The following is a 14341-nucleotide window of genomic DNA, read 5'->3' as shown; positions in this document are numbered from 1 at the left end:
GCCCTGTCGATGGAGGCGCATTATAGGGAGCGAATTCGTTCTGGCAACCCCTCCCCTGCAATAAAATTGCAAAAATCGGCACTTTTTTAGTTATTCATATCCAGGCACAGCTTTTATACAAACTTATCCACAGAAACCGGTGTCATCTTGCTAGAATGGCCGAAAACAAGGAGGCCAAGATGGACTTGCGACTGAGACCTTACAAGGGAAAATGCCCGCAACTGGGCAAACGGGTATATGTAGATCCCTGTGCCACCCTGGTGGGGGATATCCAGCTGGGTGACGATGCCAGCATCTGGCCCATGGTGGCCGCCAGAGGGGACGTCAACCATATCCGCATCGGTGCCCGCAGCAACATTCAGGACGGCACAGTGCTGCACCTGACCCGCAAGAGTGCCAGCAACCCCGGCGGCTATCCGCTGCTGATAGGTGAGGATGTCACGGTCGGTCATAAAGCCATGCTGCACGGTTGCACCATAGGCGACCGGGTGCTGGTCGGCATGGGGGCCATCCTGCTGGATGGGGTGATCGTTGAAGACGATGTGATGATCGGGGCGGGCAGCCTGGTGCCACCAGGCAAGCGGCTCGAGGCCGGCTTTCTTTATATGGGCAATCCCGTCAAGCAGGCCCGCCCTCTCAAGCCGGCCGAGATCGCCTTCCTGAAGACCTCGGCCGACAACTATGTGCTGCTCAAGGATGAATACCTGCAAGAGGCCTGACCCTGCAGCCACAAACAGGAAGCCCGGCATCATGCCGGGCTTCTCTTCTTATATAGCTATGTGACCATCAGGCAGGATCAGTGGGCCTGATCCCAGTTGTCACCGGTGCCCGCTTCCACCACCAGCGGCACATACAGTTCGGCCGCACCCGACATCTTCTCCTTGATGAGGCCGATGTACTCTTCCAGCTTCTCTTCGCGGATCTCGAACACCAGTTCATCGTGTACCTGCATCAGCATGCGGATCGACTCGTCTTCAATCCCACGGATCCAGTCATCCACGTTGATCATGGCGCGCTTGATGATGTCGGCGGCCGTACCCTGCATAGGTGCGTTGATGGCGGCCCGTTCGGCAGCTTTACGCAGGCCGGCGTTACGGGACTTGATGTCCGGCAGATAGAGGCGGCGACCAAACAGGGTTTCGACATAACCCTGGGCCTCCGCCTGCTGGCGAGTGCGCTCCATGTACTCCAGCACCCCCGGGTAGCGTTCGAAGTAGAGATCCATGTACTTCTGCGCTTCGGCGCGACCGATACCCAGCTGCTTGGCCAGACCGAAGGCGCTCATGCCGTAGATGAGACCGAAGTTGATCGCCTTGGCGCTGCGACGCATGTCGCTGGTCACCGCATCGAGCGCGACGCCGAACACCTCGGCGGCGGTCGCCTTGTGGATGTCCTTGCCCTCGGCAAAGGCGGTCAGCAGCCCCTTGTCACCGGAGAGGTGGGCCATGATGCGCAGCTCGATCTGGGAGTAATCCGCCGCCACCAGCTTGTAACCGGCGCACGGAATGAAGGCCTGCCGAATGCGGCGCCCCTGTTCGTTGCGCACCGGGATGTTCTGCAGGTTGGGGTCGGTTGACGAGAGTCGACCGGTCGCCGCCACCGCCTGGTGATAGGAGGTGTGCACCCGCCCGGTCTGCGGCTTGATCATCAGCGGCAGCTTGTCGGTGTAGGTGGACTTGAGCTTGGCCAGCCCACGGTGCTCCATCAGCAGACGCGGCAGCTCATAGGTCTCCGCCAGCTCGGCCAGCACCTCTTCCGCTGTGGATGGCGCTCCCTTGGGGGTCTTTTTGATGATCGGCAGCCCCAGCTTGGTGAAGAGGATTTCACCCAGCTGCTTGGGCGAGGAGAGATTGAACTCCTGCCCGGCCAGCTCGTGGGCCTGCTTCTCCAGCTCTGCCAGACGCACTTCGATCTCCTGGCTCTGCTGATGCAGCAGCTTGGGCTCGATGGTGGTACCGAGTCGCTCCATCCGCGCCAGCACCGGCAGCAGCGGCAGTTCGATCTCGCTGAACACCTTGGCAAGGCCCGGCTCGGCAGAGAGCTTGCCCCACAGTGCCTGATGCAGACGCAGGGTGATGTCGGCATCTTCCGCCGCGTAAGGAGCCGCCTGCTCCAGTTCGATCTGGTTGAAGGTGAGCTGCTTGACCCCCTTGCCAGCAATGTCCTCGAACGAGATGGTCTCGACGTTCAGATACCTGCGGGCCAGGGAATCCATATCGTGGCGGCTGGCGGTAGAGTTGAGCACATAGGACTCGAGCATGGTGTCGTAGGCGATACCCTGCAGCTCGATACCGTGGTTGAGCAGCACGTTGCGATCGTACTTGAGGTTCTGCCCCACCTTGAGACGGGCCGGATCTTCCAGCAGCGGCTTGAGCTTGCCCAGCACCAGCGCTTCGCTCAGCTGGACAGGCGCTCCCAGATAATCATGGCCGAAGGGCACGTAGGCCGCCTTGCCCGGCTCGATGGCAAAGGAGACGCCAACGACGCGCGCTTCCATATAGTCGAGACTGGTGGTCTCGGTGTCGAAGGCAAACAGCGGCGCCGCCTGCAACCGTGCCAGCCACTCGTCGAATTCGGCCTCATCCAGGATGCAGCGATAGTCGGTTTCGATGGCGGCTGCCGGGGCGGCGCCTTCCTCATCACTTTCGGCTTCGCTCTCCTCAGCGCCACCGGACTCCAGCTCTTTGATCAGGTTGCGCAGCTCATACTCGCGATAGACCGCCAGCAGAGCCTCTTTGTCGATGGGGCCAAGCTGCAACTCTTCCAGGCTCTGTTCCAGCGCCACGTCGGTCTTGATGGTGGCCAGCACATAGGAAAGGCGCACCTGCTCTTCCTGCTCGCGGAACTTGTCGGCGAACGCCTTGGAGCCACGGAAGCCGAGCGCCGCCACCTTGTCGAGGTTGGCGGCGATCTCGTCGATGCTGCCTATCCCCTGCAACAGAGCCAGTGCGGTCTTCTCGCCGACACCTGTCATGCCCGGAATGTTGTCCACCTTGTCCCCCATCAGCGCCAGGTAATCGATGATGAGCTCGGGCGGTACGCCGAACTTCTCGATCACCCCTTCCCGATCGGTCTTCACATCCTTCATGGTGTCGATCAGGGTGACATGGTCGGAGACCAGCTGCGCCATGTCCTTGTCGCCGGTGCTGATGAGCACAGGCAGCTGTTTCTCGGTCGCCTGACGGGCCAGGGTGCCGATCACGTCGTCGGCCTCCACCCCTTCGACCATCAGGAAGGGGAAACCCATTGCCTTGATCATCTGGTGGATAGGAGCGACCTGGCTGCGCAGATCGTCCGGCATGCTGGCGCGTGTTGCCTTGTATTCGGGATAGATGTCGTCACGGAAGGTCTTGCCCTTGGCGTCGAACACCACGGCCACGTGGCAGTCGGGGTACTGCTTGCGAAGGCTGCGCATCATGTTGGCCATGACACGGACGGCGCCGCTAGGCAAGCCGGTCGAGGTGCGCAGATCGGCCTGCTGCGAGGCAAAGAAGGCGCGGTAAAGATATGAAGAGCCGTCGACCAGAATAAGAGGATTGCTAGAGGCCATGAAAATCGTCCTGCCAAGAATAAACAGCCGCTAGGATGCCACAGGGCCCGCACCACACCAAGGGGACACCCACCATCACCCCGGCGCACCGGTGGGGTACATTGCTGTGGATAACTCTGTGCTCAAAAATGGCGCCATTGCATCACGGCCGTGACAAAGCTGTGGATTAAAACAAAAAATATCTTTTAAAACATTACGTTGAGATCATAAAAACTCAACATGACGCACGCATCATGATCTCGATCAATGTGGAAAAAAATTCAAGAGGGGTGCTGAGGCAGGATCCAAAACGAAACAATCCTAGCACAGGGAGATGACTTGACCAGCGGAGGTCGAACGATAACCATACAAAAGTACAACAATCTACCCTGGCTCACATTTTCAACAACGAGGAGTCTGTCATGAAAAAAGTGGCCGTGATCTTGAGTGGTTGTGGCGTGTTTGACGGCGCCGAAATCCACGAGGCCGTCATCAGCCTGCTGGCGCTGGCCCGTCAGGGGGCATCCGTTCAATGCTTCGCCCCCAATGTCCCTCAGCTTCATGTCATCAATCACCTGACCGGCGAGGTCAGCGAGGGAGAGAGCCGCAACGTGCTGGTCGAGGCGGCCCGCATCTGCCGCGGCCAGATCAGGGATGTGGCTGAGCTGGATGCGGCCGATTATGACGCCCTGCTGGTACCCGGCGGTTTTGGCGCAGCCAAGAATCTGTGCGACTTCGCCATCAAGGGAGCAGAGTGCCGCATCCAGCCGGATGTGCTGAAGGCTTGCCAGAGCTTTGCCAGAGCCGGCAAACCGGCCGCCTACATCTGCATCGCACCGGCCATGATCCCGCTCATCTATGGGGCAGGCACCCTGGCCACCATTGGCAACGACGAGGGCGCCGCCAACGCCATCGAAGCCATGGGTGGCAGTCATCTCGACTGCCCGGTGAGCGAATTCGTGGTGGATCAGGAGCGCAAGGTCATCTCCACCCCTGCCTACATGCTGGCCAACAATATTGTGGAGGCGGCGGACGGCATCGAGAAGACCGTCAAACAGCTGCTGGCACTCTGATTGCCCGGCAGACCAAAACAAGCGGGCCGCTCAAGGAGCGGCCCGCTTTCATTCCGGTCAATCTAGACGGGATCAGATGGCATCGCCCATCTGGTCCATCTTGCCCAGCAGGGCACGCAGACGCTCTTGCCAGGCAACGTGCTCGTTGCGCAGTTGGTGGTTCTCGTCTTGCAGCTTGCTGTTCTGCTCTTTCAGCTCGTCCAGCTCCATCTTCAGCAGGGAGATGTTGTCGACGGCGGATTGTACTTTGGATTCGAGTTGCTCAAGGACTTCTAGTGACATATGCATACCTGTATGTTCAATTGCGATGCCCCACAGAGGGCGATTCAAGCGCGTGGAGCCAGCATACCCTGATGCGCTCGGCACAAACAAGCCAGTACGTTGCAAAATGCGCCCTGCGGCCCGGTATTGCTTAAATATGCGTCGGTTTTTCTCGCAGGCAGCAGGAACCTCGATCCCGAGCATTCGCCGTGGCACAACCCGCCCTCCTGCCGATGCCGCCATCAGCCATGCAAGGCGATGAAGCCCCCCATCATCAGACAGGCCACGGCGTACATCAACAGGCCGTAGAGCAGGTTCCAGCGCAGCAGCAGCCCGGCGCTCAGGTTGTAGCGGGACGCCAGTGCCAGATTGGAGCCGGAGAGCGGGCTCGTCCCGGTCGCCAGCCCCCACCCCATGAGGAAGCACATGCCAAGCAGGCTGGGATCCGGTGCCAGCGGCCAGAGCAGCGGCGCCACCCCCGAGATGCTGATGAGAGGATGCACGCCCACTATGGCCACCAGGAAGATCAGCAGCAGGGTCAGGCAGGCTTCCAGCCAGCCGAAGTGGTTGAACAGCGGCAGGCCGTGGCCACTGCCAAAGTCCAGTACTGACAGCGCGCTGTTGATGCCAGCCGCCAGCAGGCCGGCCCCCAGAAACAGCACAAGCTGGCCACCGATGGCCGGGAAGCGCTCCACCACCTGGCGCTTGAGAGCAGCCCCTCGCCCCGCTTGCGGCATGAACAGCAAGGCCAGCAAGGGCGCCACCAGGGCGATCACCGCCAGAATGCTGAGTCCGGGCCAGAAACGGTGGATCACCAGCACCAGCAGTGCCAGAGTGACCGGTAGCCCCAGGGTCTGGAGCCGCAGCGGATAGCCTTCAAAGGTTTCCACACCGAGTCGCTCTACCTGCCAGGCCGTCAGCCCCATGGCCAGCAAGGCCGCCAGTATGCCAAAAGGCAGTATGCTGCCCAGTTGCAGACCCGGTGCATAGGTGAGGGCCACTGCCATGGCGACGAAGAAGGGGGACCAAAATGCAGCCGCACAGAAGATCCGGCTCAGCACCATGACCTGACGCCGCTCCAGCGTCCCGTTGCGCTCCAGCCGATCGCCGATGATGAAGAGCACCGAAAGATTGATGACGGCCCCCAGTAGATTGAGGCTGGCCATGGTGCTCCACAGCCCCTTGCGACCGGACCAGGAGGCGGTGCCGGTCAAGAGACCGGAGGTAGCCAGATTGAGGGTGCTCACTGCGGCAAACATGGTCAGCATGTTGATGTTCGGCAAGAGCCAGTCACCTGGGCTGAGGCTGGCCCCTCGCCACCAGGAAAAGAGCAGCAGCAGGAGCGCCGCGCCGTAGAGGGCCAGCGCCTGGCGCCGTGCGGCCCCCACCAGCCAGGGCCAGGTGAGCAGGGAGGCGGCCCAAGCCGCGATGGCGGCGGGCCAGGGGGAGAAGTCCAGATAAAGGTGCAGCAGGTTGAGCAGCCACATCCCCAGGATCAGAAAGCCTGACCAGCGCTTGACCATACAACGGCCTCGGTCAGGGGATCAGAGGCACTGATCCATGTCCAGGGAAGGTTTGTCGCACTCGGGGCGGCCCACAATCCTGGCGGGCACGCCAGCGACCGTGGTGTGAGACGGCACCGGGTTGATCACCACGCTGCCAGCACCGATCTTGGCGCCGACGCCCACCTCGATGTTGCCGAGGACCTTGGCCCCCGCCCCTATCATCACCCCTTCCCGGATTTTGGGGTGACGATCGCCACTCTCCTTGCCGGTCCCCCCCAGAGTCACACTCTGAAGGATGGAGACGTCGTTCTCGATGACGGCGGTTTCCCCGACCACGATACCAGTGGCATGGTCAAACATGATGCCCTTGCCGATGCGGGCGGCCGGGTGTACATCCACGCCGAACACCACGGAGATCTGGTTTTGCAGATAGAGCGCCAGGGCACGGCGTCCCTGACGCCACAGCCAGTTGGCCACCCGATACCCCTGAAGAGCATGGAATCCCTTGAGGTAGAGCAGCGGGGTGGAGAAGAGGTCGACCGCCGGGTCGCGATCCTGCACCGCGCAGATGTCGGCGGCCACTGCGGCCAGCAGCTCGGGTTCGCTGCGCAGGGCCAGCTCGATCACTTCCCGCAAGGCGATGGCAGGCATGGTGGTGCTGTCGAGCTTGTTGGCGAGCTGGAAGCTCAGCGCCGAGCGCAAATCCCGGTGATTGAGAATGGTGGAATGAAAGAAGCTGGCCAGCATGGGCTCCTGGGCCGCCATGCTCTGCGCTTCCTGCTGAATTTTTTGCCAGGTTCTGGCAACCAGATCATCCATGTTGCAGCCTACTGTTGTTCAGGGTGAGTGCTTTGTCGTTCTTTTGTCAGCACCGAGATGGGGTCCATGTGAATGATCACATCCATCCGCTCGAAGGCCTGGCGGACGGCCAGTTCAGCCTCGTCGGCTATCTGATGGGCCCTGACCAGAGGCAGTTGATCATCGAGTTCCAGATGCAACTGCACGAAACGGGTCGGCCCGGATTGGCGGGTACGCAGGTCATGTACGCCATGCACCCCCTCTACGGCGCAGCAGAGGGCCATTATTCTCGCTTGTTCCTCCTCTGGCAACTGACGATCGAGCAGGGCCTGCACCGATTCGTAGCCGATATGGACAGCCCCCCACACCAGGAACAGACCGATCAGAATGGCAAACAGGCCGTCGGCCCAGTACCACCCCTGCCCCGCCAGCACCAGTGCCACCAGCACGCCGCCATTGAGCAGCAGGTCGGAACGGTAGTGCAGCATGTCGGCCTTGATGGCCACACTGTTGGTCTTGCGGATGACAAAGCCCTGGAAGCTCACCAGCAGCAGGGTCAGCACGATGGAGCCGACGCTGACCCAGATCCCCGCCTCCAGGCGCACCACGGGCACCTGATTCAGCATCGACGAGATGCCGTGCATCACCAGCAGCAGGGCGGACCCCGAGATGAAGGCCGACTGCACCAGACCCGCCAGGGACTCCGCCTTGCCGTGGCCGAAGCGATGCTCTTCGTCGGCAGGGGCCAGTGCATAACGGATGGCCAGCAGATTGATGAGAGAGGCGCTGATGTCCATGAAGGAATCGGTCAGGGATGCCAGCAGGCTGGATGAATCCGTCATCAGCCAAGCGATCAGTTTGCCCAGGATGAGCAGGGTGGCGGTGGTCACAGCGGCCATGCTGGCCAGGGTAACCCAGCGGGAATAGTGTTGGTGGCTCAAAACCGGCTTTCCTCCGACGCGTAAAAACTTATTATACCCTGACCCGGACGTCAGTTTGGCGTGCAAAATCAACAGAGTGACTCCCAGATGAACAAAATACTCCTGGTCGACGACGATCTCGAACTGACCCAGCTGCTCACCGAAATCCTGACCCTGGAGGGGTTTGAGGTCACCGTCGCCGAGGATGGGGAAGAGGGATTGCAGCGACTGGCAGAACAGGCTTTCGACCTGGTGCTGCTGGACGTCATGATGCCCAGACTCAACGGTTTCGCCATGCTGACCCGGCTGCGCAAGACCCACGACACCCCGGTGTTGATGCTGACCGCCCGTGGCGACAGCCAGGATCGGGTCAACGGGCTGGAGGCCGGTGCCGACGACTATCTCGCCAAGCCGTTCGACGACAGGGAGCTGCTGGCCCGGGTGCGTGCCATCCTGCGTCGGACCCAGAGCCAGGCTCCCCAGCGCGGAGCCCCGGACGAGCTGAGATTCATGGATCTGGTGCTGCAGCCCGGCCTGCAACAGGCTCGCTGCGACGATCAGTTGCTGGAGCTCACCGCCACCGAGTTCGGCCTGCTGGAGTGCCTGCTGCGCAATCCGGGCCAGATCGTCAGCAAAGGCCTGCTCTCCGAGCAGGTGCTGGGCAAGAAGCTCGAACCCTTCGATCGGGCCATCGACATGCACCTGAGCAACCTGCGCAAGAAGCTGCCGGAGCGGGCTGACGGCCAGCCCCGCTTCAAGACGGTGCGGGGACGAGGCTACCTGTGGCTGGAGCAGGCATGAAATCGGCCCGCACCTTCAACGGCCTTTCCACCCAGATCTTCCTCTGGTTCTGGTTCATCCTGCTACTGGTCGTGGCCGCGGTGGTGATCCTCCCCACCCTGGACCCCCGCAACATCATCCCGCTGCCGGCCCACGAGATCACCCGTCTCAACAACAACCTGGCGGCGCTGCAACGGGGCGCGGATCCCGAGCAGGATTTCGATCTGGCCAAGGCCATCGATGCCGCGGGCCTCTTGCCGGTGGACAACATCTATCTACGCGATGCCAAGGGGCAGATGCAGTCCAGCACCCGGCTGAGCAAGTTCGTGATCCGTTTCATGCTCGACTCGGACAACCCGGCCAAGCCCATGCTGGGCAGCGAACACCAGCGCGCCATCGCCGGCCCCTTCCAGATGGTCCATCACGGCCAGACCTATCACGTCTATTTCGGTCTGAACGTCGAAAACTCCTACCTGTTCCTCTTCATCCAGATCCTGGATCACCCCATCCAGATCCTGGGCATCGCCATGCTGGTCAGCACCCCGCTCTGTCTGTTGCTCGCCTGGCGCCTGACCCGCCCCATACTGCAGTTGCAGCAGTCGGTCTCCCAACTCGCCCAGGGCAACCTGGAAATACAGATCCCCAACCTGGGGCGGCGCGACGAGATAGGCCAGCTGGCCGAACATGTCAGTCGCATGGTCGATACCCTCAAGGACATGATCCAGAAGCAGAAGCAGCTGCTCTCCGACATCTCCCACGAGCTGCGCAGCCCCCTGACCCGCATCCAGCTCGCACAGGCGCTGATCCGCCGCAAGCAGGGGGACAGCGCCGAGCTGGCGCGCATCGAAGGGGAGATAGCCCGGCTCGACAAGCTGATAGGGGATCTGCTGGATCTGTCGCGGGTGCAGCAACATGTGGAAGCGCCGGTGACGCTGCCCCTGGCGGAGCTGCTGGAGCCCATCCTGGACGATGCCATGTTCGAGGCAAACCAGAACGGCAAACAGCTCAGGCTCCCTTCCCTGCCCGCCGAATCCCTCACCATGTGGCCGGAGCTGCTGGCACGCGCCCTGGAAAATCCCCTGCGCAACGCCCTCAAGTATGCCCGCGAGTTCATCAAGGTGGACTGGTACCGGGAGGGACGGGAATGGGTGATGACCATACGGGATGACGGCCCGGGCGTGCCGGTGGAGCAGCAGCCCCGGTTGTTCCTGCCCTTCTTTCGGGTGGACGATGCCCGCAACGCCAAGACCGGGGGCACTGGTCTCGGCCTTGCCATCGCCGCCGAGGCGATCCAGCGTCATGGGGGGACCATCCGGGCCAGCAGCAATCAGCCGACCGGACTGGTCATCACCATCCGTCTGCCCATGCCCTGACCTCCCCCTTTTCATCGGCACGGGTGCTGGGTATGCTGGCGCCCGTTTCGCACCAGCCCAGGATCCTTCCATGCTCGATATCGTGCTCTACCAACCGGAAATCCCCCCCAACACCGGCAACATCATTCGCCTCTGCGCCAATACCGGCTACCGGTTGCACCTGATAGAGCCCCTGGGGTTCGAGTGGGATGACAAGCGGGTCAAGCGGGCCGGGCTCGACTATCACGAGTTTGCCGACGTCAAGCGCTGGCCTGACTATGAGGCGTTTCTGGCGGCCGTCGCCCCCCAACGGGTCTTTGCCTGCACCACCAAGGGACGCACCGCCCACTCGGCGGCCCGGTTTGCCCCCGGTGACGCCCTGCTGTTCGGGCCCGAGAGCCGAGGCCTGCCCATGGAGATCATCGAGAGCCTGCCATTCGAGCAGCGGCTGCGCATTCCCATGCTGCCCCAGAGCCGCAGCATGAATCTGGCCAACGCCGTCGCGGTGTTCGTCTACGAGAGCTGGCGGCAGTTCGACTATTCAGGCTCGCTCTGACCGCTGACGATATTGGCAAGACGGCCAGGATTCAGACCGACTACGCCGTCCCCTGCCCCGCCAGCAGCCGTCCATCACGCTCCAGTCGCCAGCAGAGCCAGCCCAGCGTCAGGCCACGACCGGCCATCAAGGCACTCATGGCGGCCCACAGGGCCGCCACACCCCATCCCTGGCAGAACCACCAGATGGGAAAGAAGCCGGCAAACACCGCCACCAGCATGCTGTTGCGCATCTCCCGGGCCCGGGTGGCGCCGATAAAGACCCCGTCCAGCAGGAAGCACCAGACCGCCAGCAGCGGCATGGCCACCAGCCAGGGGAGCTGACGTTGCGCCTCGGCGATCACCGCCGGTATGTCGGTAATGTGGCGGATGAGCCAGTGTCCCCCCAGGGCAAACGAGAGGGTGAATGCCAGGGCGATCAGCAGCGCCCAGCCCAGATTGAGGACGATGGCCTCCCGCAGCAGCGGCCGATCACGCCGCCCGATGGCACGCCCTACCATGGCTTCCACCGCATAGGCAAATCCATCCAGCCCGTAGGAAATCAGCATCAGGAAATTGAGCAGCACCGCATTGGCGGCCACCGCCACATCCCCCAGCCTGGCCCCCTGCAGAGTCATGAACACGAAGCAGAGTTGCAGGCAGAGGGAGCGGATGAAAATATCCCGGTTCAGGGCGAGCAGCCGCAGCAGGGCCGGCCACTGGCGCCAGCGCTGCCAGGCGTTGTGCCACACCCCGGGATCAAGTCGGCGCAGATGCCGGCTCACCAGCCAGAACCCCACCCCGAGCGTGCTGTAATCCGCCAGCAGGGAAGCTGCGGCCACCCCTTTCACCTGCCAGCCCAATCCCAGCACGAACCAGGCATCCAGCACCATGTTGACGAGATTGCCCAGGATCAGCAGCAGCATGGGACTGCGTGCATCCTGCATGCCCAGCAACCACCCCATGATGACCAGATTGCACAAGGCCACCGGGGCGCTCCAGACCCGCACCGACACATATTGACCGGCATAGGTCTGTACCTCGGAAGAGCCGCCGCCGAGGGCGATGATGGCAGGCAGGAACGGCAACAACAGGAGCAACAGCATCATGCCCAGTCCGATCGCCAAGCCCAGGGCCCGCGCCAGGGTGTCGAGCTGCCCTTCGGCATGGGCTGCACCCTGAGCCTGGGCAGTCAGCCCTGTGGTGGACATGCGCAGGAAGCCAAGCAGCCAGAACAGCAGATTGATGAAGGTCGCACCGACCGACACGCCCCCCAGAAACCAGGCCTGGCCAAGATGACCGATCACCCAGGTGTCCACCAACCCCAGCAAGGGCGTGGTGACGTTGGAGAACACCATGGGCAGGGCCAGGACGAAGACGGCTCTGTGGCGGCGAGGATCCTTCAGCCAGGCGGGAATCAGCATGGTGCGCGCCGGGATCACTCGCCAGCCAGCCGCACGATGCGCGCGAAGTCGGCCACCATGGCCTGCATGTCCACGTGGGGCACCTCACCCGGTGCCACTTTGGGTCGGAAGGTGGCCACCAGCTTCCCCTCGGGGTTGATCAGCACGATGGAGGCGGAGTGGTCGATCAGGTAGTCCTTGCGATCCCCTTCCACGATGGAATAGACCAGCCCCAAATTGCGGACCAGAGGAAAGAGGGCACTGTGAGGTGCGGTCGCCGCCTTGAACTCGGGCTCGAAGAAGGCGGTATAGCTCTTCAGGCGGGCGCTGTCATCCCGCTGGGGATCCGCCGAGATGAATACCACCTGGCTAGTGGGGGCTATCTTCTTCAACGCCGGATAGACGCTGCGCAGATCCGCCAGCGTGGTCGGACAGACATCCGGGCAGTAGGTGTAGCCGATGAACAGAAAGCTCCAGTGTCCCGTCAGGTTGGCAGGGGTAAAGGGCTGTGCATCCGCATCCGTGAGGGTAAACGGGTTGATGTCTCGCCCCGCCGGGTAGTAATCGGCCTGTTCCGGCACCGCGGGCTGACTCCAGTAATAAGCCGCCGCAATGGCGCCGATGAACAGCAACAGCAGCAGGTAAAAGCGTGGTTTAACCATATAAAACAAAGCCTTGCTTATGTTAGAAGCCCTATGGGCAAAACCGGTAGGGGTCATTGTAACCCGCCCGCCCCCGCCGCTGGCTAGTCTTGCATCCCGGCGGGAAAGCGTCTGTGCCATGGATCAGCCGCATCGGCGCCAAAACAAGAGCCCCGCTCTGGCGGGGTTCTTGTCTGTACAGGAAGAGGGATCAGGGCCGCAGCCTGTGCTGCGGCTGGGCGCGTCTCAGGGGGACGCGCAGCGGGATGACGGGGGCAGTCCAGGGCTCATCCGGCAATCCGATGTCGTGATGACGGCGAAACAGACGAACCAGGCGGACAATCTTGTCTTTGGGGCACCCAAGCCAGATGGTCCAACCATCTCCCTTGTGATAGACCCAGAGCGCATAGAACCATGTCATCCGGCTGCCCTTGATGAATCGGGTGATGGAAGATGCGGGCGCTGCGGCCGGCACCGGATCCCACGGCGAGCTTGAAGCCATACCTGTCCTCCTTGCTCAACAGGTCACGCTGACGGGTCTCTTTGTCCTCAACGACGAACCAACCACGGCAGCGTACTGACTGTACGAGTCCCCAGTCTGAGACGACTCTCCCTTCTGCACACCGACCCGGCGATCATGCATCCCTGCCATGGCGTACTGCCCGGTGCGACTCCCCCTTCCCTGATCACCGACCATGACAGGGCCTTATCAAAGGATATATCCGAAATGCATGTCGTGCGGCGAGACAGTGTGCACAGGAAGGAGAAGCGAAAAGGTGGGGAGGGAGATGCCATCAGCAGATGAAAATGAAGAGGCCTCCCTCAGGAGGCCTCTTCATCGCATCGGATGCTTACATCCAGTCGGCGTTGCGGATTACGCCGACCGCCAGGCCCTCTATGGTAAGGTGCTGACTGGCGAGATCCACCTCGATGGGGGAGAGCTCTTCGTTTTCCGGCAGCAGCCACACCTGGCTGCCCTTGCGCTGGAAGCGCTTGACGGTGACGTCCTCGTCCAGACGTGCCACCACGACCTGGCCGTTGCGTACCTCCTGGGTCTTGTGTACCGCCAGCAGATCCCCGTCCATGATGCCGATGTTCTTCATGCTCATGCCCTGCACCCGCAGCAGGAAGTCTGCCCGCGGGTGGAACAGGGCGGGATCCACCTGGTAGTGGCTCTCGATGTGTTCCTGAGCCAGGATGGGTTCCCCGGCCGCCACCTTGCCAATCAGTGGCAGGCCGTTTTCTTCAGGCTGCACGTCCTCTTCTTCGAGCAGCAGACGAATGCCGCGGGACGTACCCGGCATGATCTCGATGACCCCTTTTTTGGCCAGGGCCTTCAGATGTTCTTCGGCCGCGTTGGCCGACTTGAAGCCAAGCTTCTGGGCAATCTCGGCGCGAGTCGGCGGCATGCCGGTCTCGTTCATGTTCGCCTTGATGAGCTCGAGTACTTCAGCCTGGCGAGGGGTAAGGGGTTTCATAGCATGGGCACCTGTCTTTTTATACAGCACACTGGCAGTATATACAGTGCTGAGGCCAAGGCAAGGC

14 protein-coding genes are annotated in these 14341 nt (G+C 61.9%); 5 read left to right on the top strand and 9 right to left on the bottom strand.

Annotation, left to right across the window (positions count from 1 at the left end; all coding sequences use genetic code 11):
- Positions 1–179 precede the first annotated feature (179 nt).
- On the top strand, positions 180–719 hold the full coding sequence (locus ACNPAA_RS15155) for a gamma carbonic anhydrase family protein (RefSeq protein WP_052815561.1): 540 nt from the start codon (positions 180–182) through the stop codon (positions 717–719).
- Positions 720–796: 77 nt separating this feature from the next.
- Here the strand turns inward: ACNPAA_RS15155 and polA are convergent, their stop codons facing one another.
- Positions 797–3550 (bottom strand): DNA polymerase I, encoded by a 2754-nt coding sequence (polA, locus tag ACNPAA_RS15150; RefSeq protein WP_134997338.1) that lies wholly within the window; start codon positions 3548–3550, stop codon positions 797–799.
- A 401-nt stretch (positions 3551–3951) separates the two neighbouring features.
- Between polA and elbB the strand changes: the two genes are divergently transcribed.
- The gene (gene elbB, locus ACNPAA_RS15145) at positions 3952–4602 is read left to right on the top strand and encodes an isoprenoid biosynthesis glyoxalase ElbB (protein ID WP_109112577.1); all 651 of its coding nucleotides are present in this window, start codon (positions 3952–3954) and stop codon (positions 4600–4602) included.
- Positions 4603–4674: 72 nt separating this feature from the next.
- On the opposite strand, the gene ACNPAA_RS15140 is transcribed toward elbB, so the two are convergent.
- From ACNPAA_RS15140 to ACNPAA_RS15125, 4 genes are all read right to left on the bottom strand, one after another.
- Positions 4675–4884 (bottom strand): cell division protein ZapB, encoded by a 210-nt coding sequence (locus tag ACNPAA_RS15140; RefSeq protein WP_010672454.1) that lies wholly within the window; start codon positions 4882–4884, stop codon positions 4675–4677.
- Between the two features lie 221 nt (positions 4885–5105).
- Positions 5106–6386, bottom strand: a complete 1281-nt coding sequence (locus ACNPAA_RS15135) for a hypothetical protein (RefSeq protein ID WP_010672453.1) — start codon at positions 6384–6386, stop codon at positions 5106–5108.
- Positions 6387–6407: 21 nt separating this feature from the next.
- Complete coding sequence (gene cysE, locus ACNPAA_RS15130) at positions 6408–7187, bottom strand: serine O-acetyltransferase (RefSeq protein WP_201872728.1); 780 nt, start codon at positions 7185–7187, stop codon at positions 6408–6410.
- 8 nt (positions 7188–7195) lie between these two features.
- Positions 7196–8107: a cation diffusion facilitator family transporter gene (locus ACNPAA_RS15125; RefSeq protein ID WP_043155671.1), complete on the bottom strand. Its 912-nt coding sequence runs from the start codon at positions 8105–8107 to the stop codon at positions 7196–7198.
- Between the two features lie 87 nt (positions 8108–8194).
- Between ACNPAA_RS15125 and ACNPAA_RS15120 the strand changes: the two genes are divergently transcribed.
- From ACNPAA_RS15120 to trmL, 3 genes are all read left to right on the top strand, one after another.
- Positions 8195–8887 carry a response regulator gene (locus ACNPAA_RS15120; RefSeq protein WP_069651467.1) on the top strand — a complete coding sequence of 231 codons (693 nt, stop codon included), beginning with the start codon at positions 8195–8197 and terminating at the stop codon, positions 8885–8887.
- On the top strand, positions 8884–10239 hold the full coding sequence (locus tag ACNPAA_RS15115) for an ATP-binding protein (protein WP_039041147.1): 1356 nt from the start codon (positions 8884–8886) through the stop codon (positions 10237–10239). The genes ACNPAA_RS15120 and ACNPAA_RS15115 overlap by 4 nt, the downstream gene beginning before the upstream one ends.
- A 70-nt stretch (positions 10240–10309) precedes the next feature.
- Positions 10310–10774 (top strand): tRNA (uridine(34)/cytosine(34)/5-carboxymethylaminomethyluridine(34)-2'-O)-methyltransferase TrmL, encoded by a 465-nt coding sequence (trmL, locus tag ACNPAA_RS15110; protein WP_039041146.1) that lies wholly within the window; start codon positions 10310–10312, stop codon positions 10772–10774.
- Positions 10775–10814: 40 nt separating this feature from the next.
- On the opposite strand, the gene ACNPAA_RS15105 is transcribed toward trmL, so the two are convergent.
- The 4 genes from ACNPAA_RS15105 to lexA form a co-directional block, all read right to left on the bottom strand.
- Positions 10815–12176, bottom strand: a complete 1362-nt coding sequence (locus ACNPAA_RS15105) for an MATE family efflux transporter (protein WP_417891847.1) — start codon at positions 12174–12176, stop codon at positions 10815–10817.
- Positions 12177–12190: 14 nt separating this feature from the next.
- Positions 12191–12817 carry an SCO family protein gene (locus tag ACNPAA_RS15100; protein WP_045522510.1) on the bottom strand — a complete coding sequence of 209 codons (627 nt, stop codon included), beginning with the start codon at positions 12815–12817 and terminating at the stop codon, positions 12191–12193.
- A gap of 190 nt (positions 12818–13007) precedes the next feature.
- A complete protein-coding gene (locus ACNPAA_RS15095; protein WP_010672445.1) occupies positions 13008–13298 on the bottom strand; it encodes a hypothetical protein in 291 nt (96 codons plus the stop codon).
- A 349-nt stretch (positions 13299–13647) separates the two neighbouring features.
- Complete coding sequence (lexA, locus tag ACNPAA_RS15090) at positions 13648–14274, bottom strand: transcriptional repressor LexA (protein WP_010672444.1); 627 nt, start codon at positions 14272–14274, stop codon at positions 13648–13650.
- Positions 14275–14341 lie beyond the last annotated feature (67 nt).

This window comes from Aeromonas sp. PS2Canimalfood6, from assembly GCF_048276795.1.
Classification (GTDB): Bacteria; Pseudomonadota; Gammaproteobacteria; order Enterobacterales; family Aeromonadaceae; genus Aeromonas; species Aeromonas caviae.
Note: the sequence above shows the minus strand (reverse complement) of the source record. Positions and strands in the feature narration are given on the sequence as shown.

What these genes read in the sequence shown, in the direction of transcription:
- ACNPAA_RS15100 (WP_045522510.1), bottom strand. Translation starts at nt 12,817, where the DNA reads ATGGTTAAACCACGCTTTTACCTGCTGCTGTTGCTGTTCATCGGCGCC.
- elbB (WP_109112577.1), top strand. Translation starts at nt 3,952, where the DNA reads ATGAAAAAAGTGGCCGTGATCTTGAGTGGTTGTGGCGTGTTTGACGGC.
- ACNPAA_RS15115 (WP_039041147.1), top strand. Translation starts at nt 8,884, where the DNA reads ATGAAATCGGCCCGCACCTTCAACGGCCTTTCCACCCAGATCTTCCTC.
- polA (WP_134997338.1), bottom strand. Translation starts at nt 3,550, where the DNA reads ATGGCCTCTAGCAATCCTCTTATTCTGGTCGACGGCTCTTCATATCTT.
- ACNPAA_RS15135 (WP_010672453.1), bottom strand. Translation starts at nt 6,386, where the DNA reads ATGGTCAAGCGCTGGTCAGGCTTTCTGATCCTGGGGATGTGGCTGCTC.
- ACNPAA_RS15095 (WP_010672445.1), bottom strand. Translation starts at nt 13,298, where the DNA reads ATGGCTTCAAGCTCGCCGTGGGATCCGGTGCCGGCCGCAGCGCCCGCA.
- ACNPAA_RS15155 (WP_052815561.1), top strand. Translation starts at nt 180, where the DNA reads ATGGACTTGCGACTGAGACCTTACAAGGGAAAATGCCCGCAACTGGGC.
- ACNPAA_RS15105 (WP_417891847.1), bottom strand. Translation starts at nt 12,176, where the DNA reads ATGCTGATTCCCGCCTGGCTGAAGGATCCTCGCCGCCACAGAGCCGTC.
- ACNPAA_RS15120 (WP_069651467.1), top strand. Translation starts at nt 8,195, where the DNA reads ATGAACAAAATACTCCTGGTCGACGACGATCTCGAACTGACCCAGCTG.
- ACNPAA_RS15140 (WP_010672454.1), bottom strand. Translation starts at nt 4,884, where the DNA reads ATGTCACTAGAAGTCCTTGAGCAACTCGAATCCAAAGTACAATCCGCC.
- trmL (WP_039041146.1), top strand. Translation starts at nt 10,310, where the DNA reads ATGCTCGATATCGTGCTCTACCAACCGGAAATCCCCCCCAACACCGGC.
- lexA (WP_010672444.1), bottom strand. Translation starts at nt 14,274, where the DNA reads ATGAAACCCCTTACCCCTCGCCAGGCTGAAGTACTCGAGCTCATCAAG.
- cysE (WP_201872728.1), bottom strand. Translation starts at nt 7,187, where the DNA reads ATGGATGATCTGGTTGCCAGAACCTGGCAAAAAATTCAGCAGGAAGCG.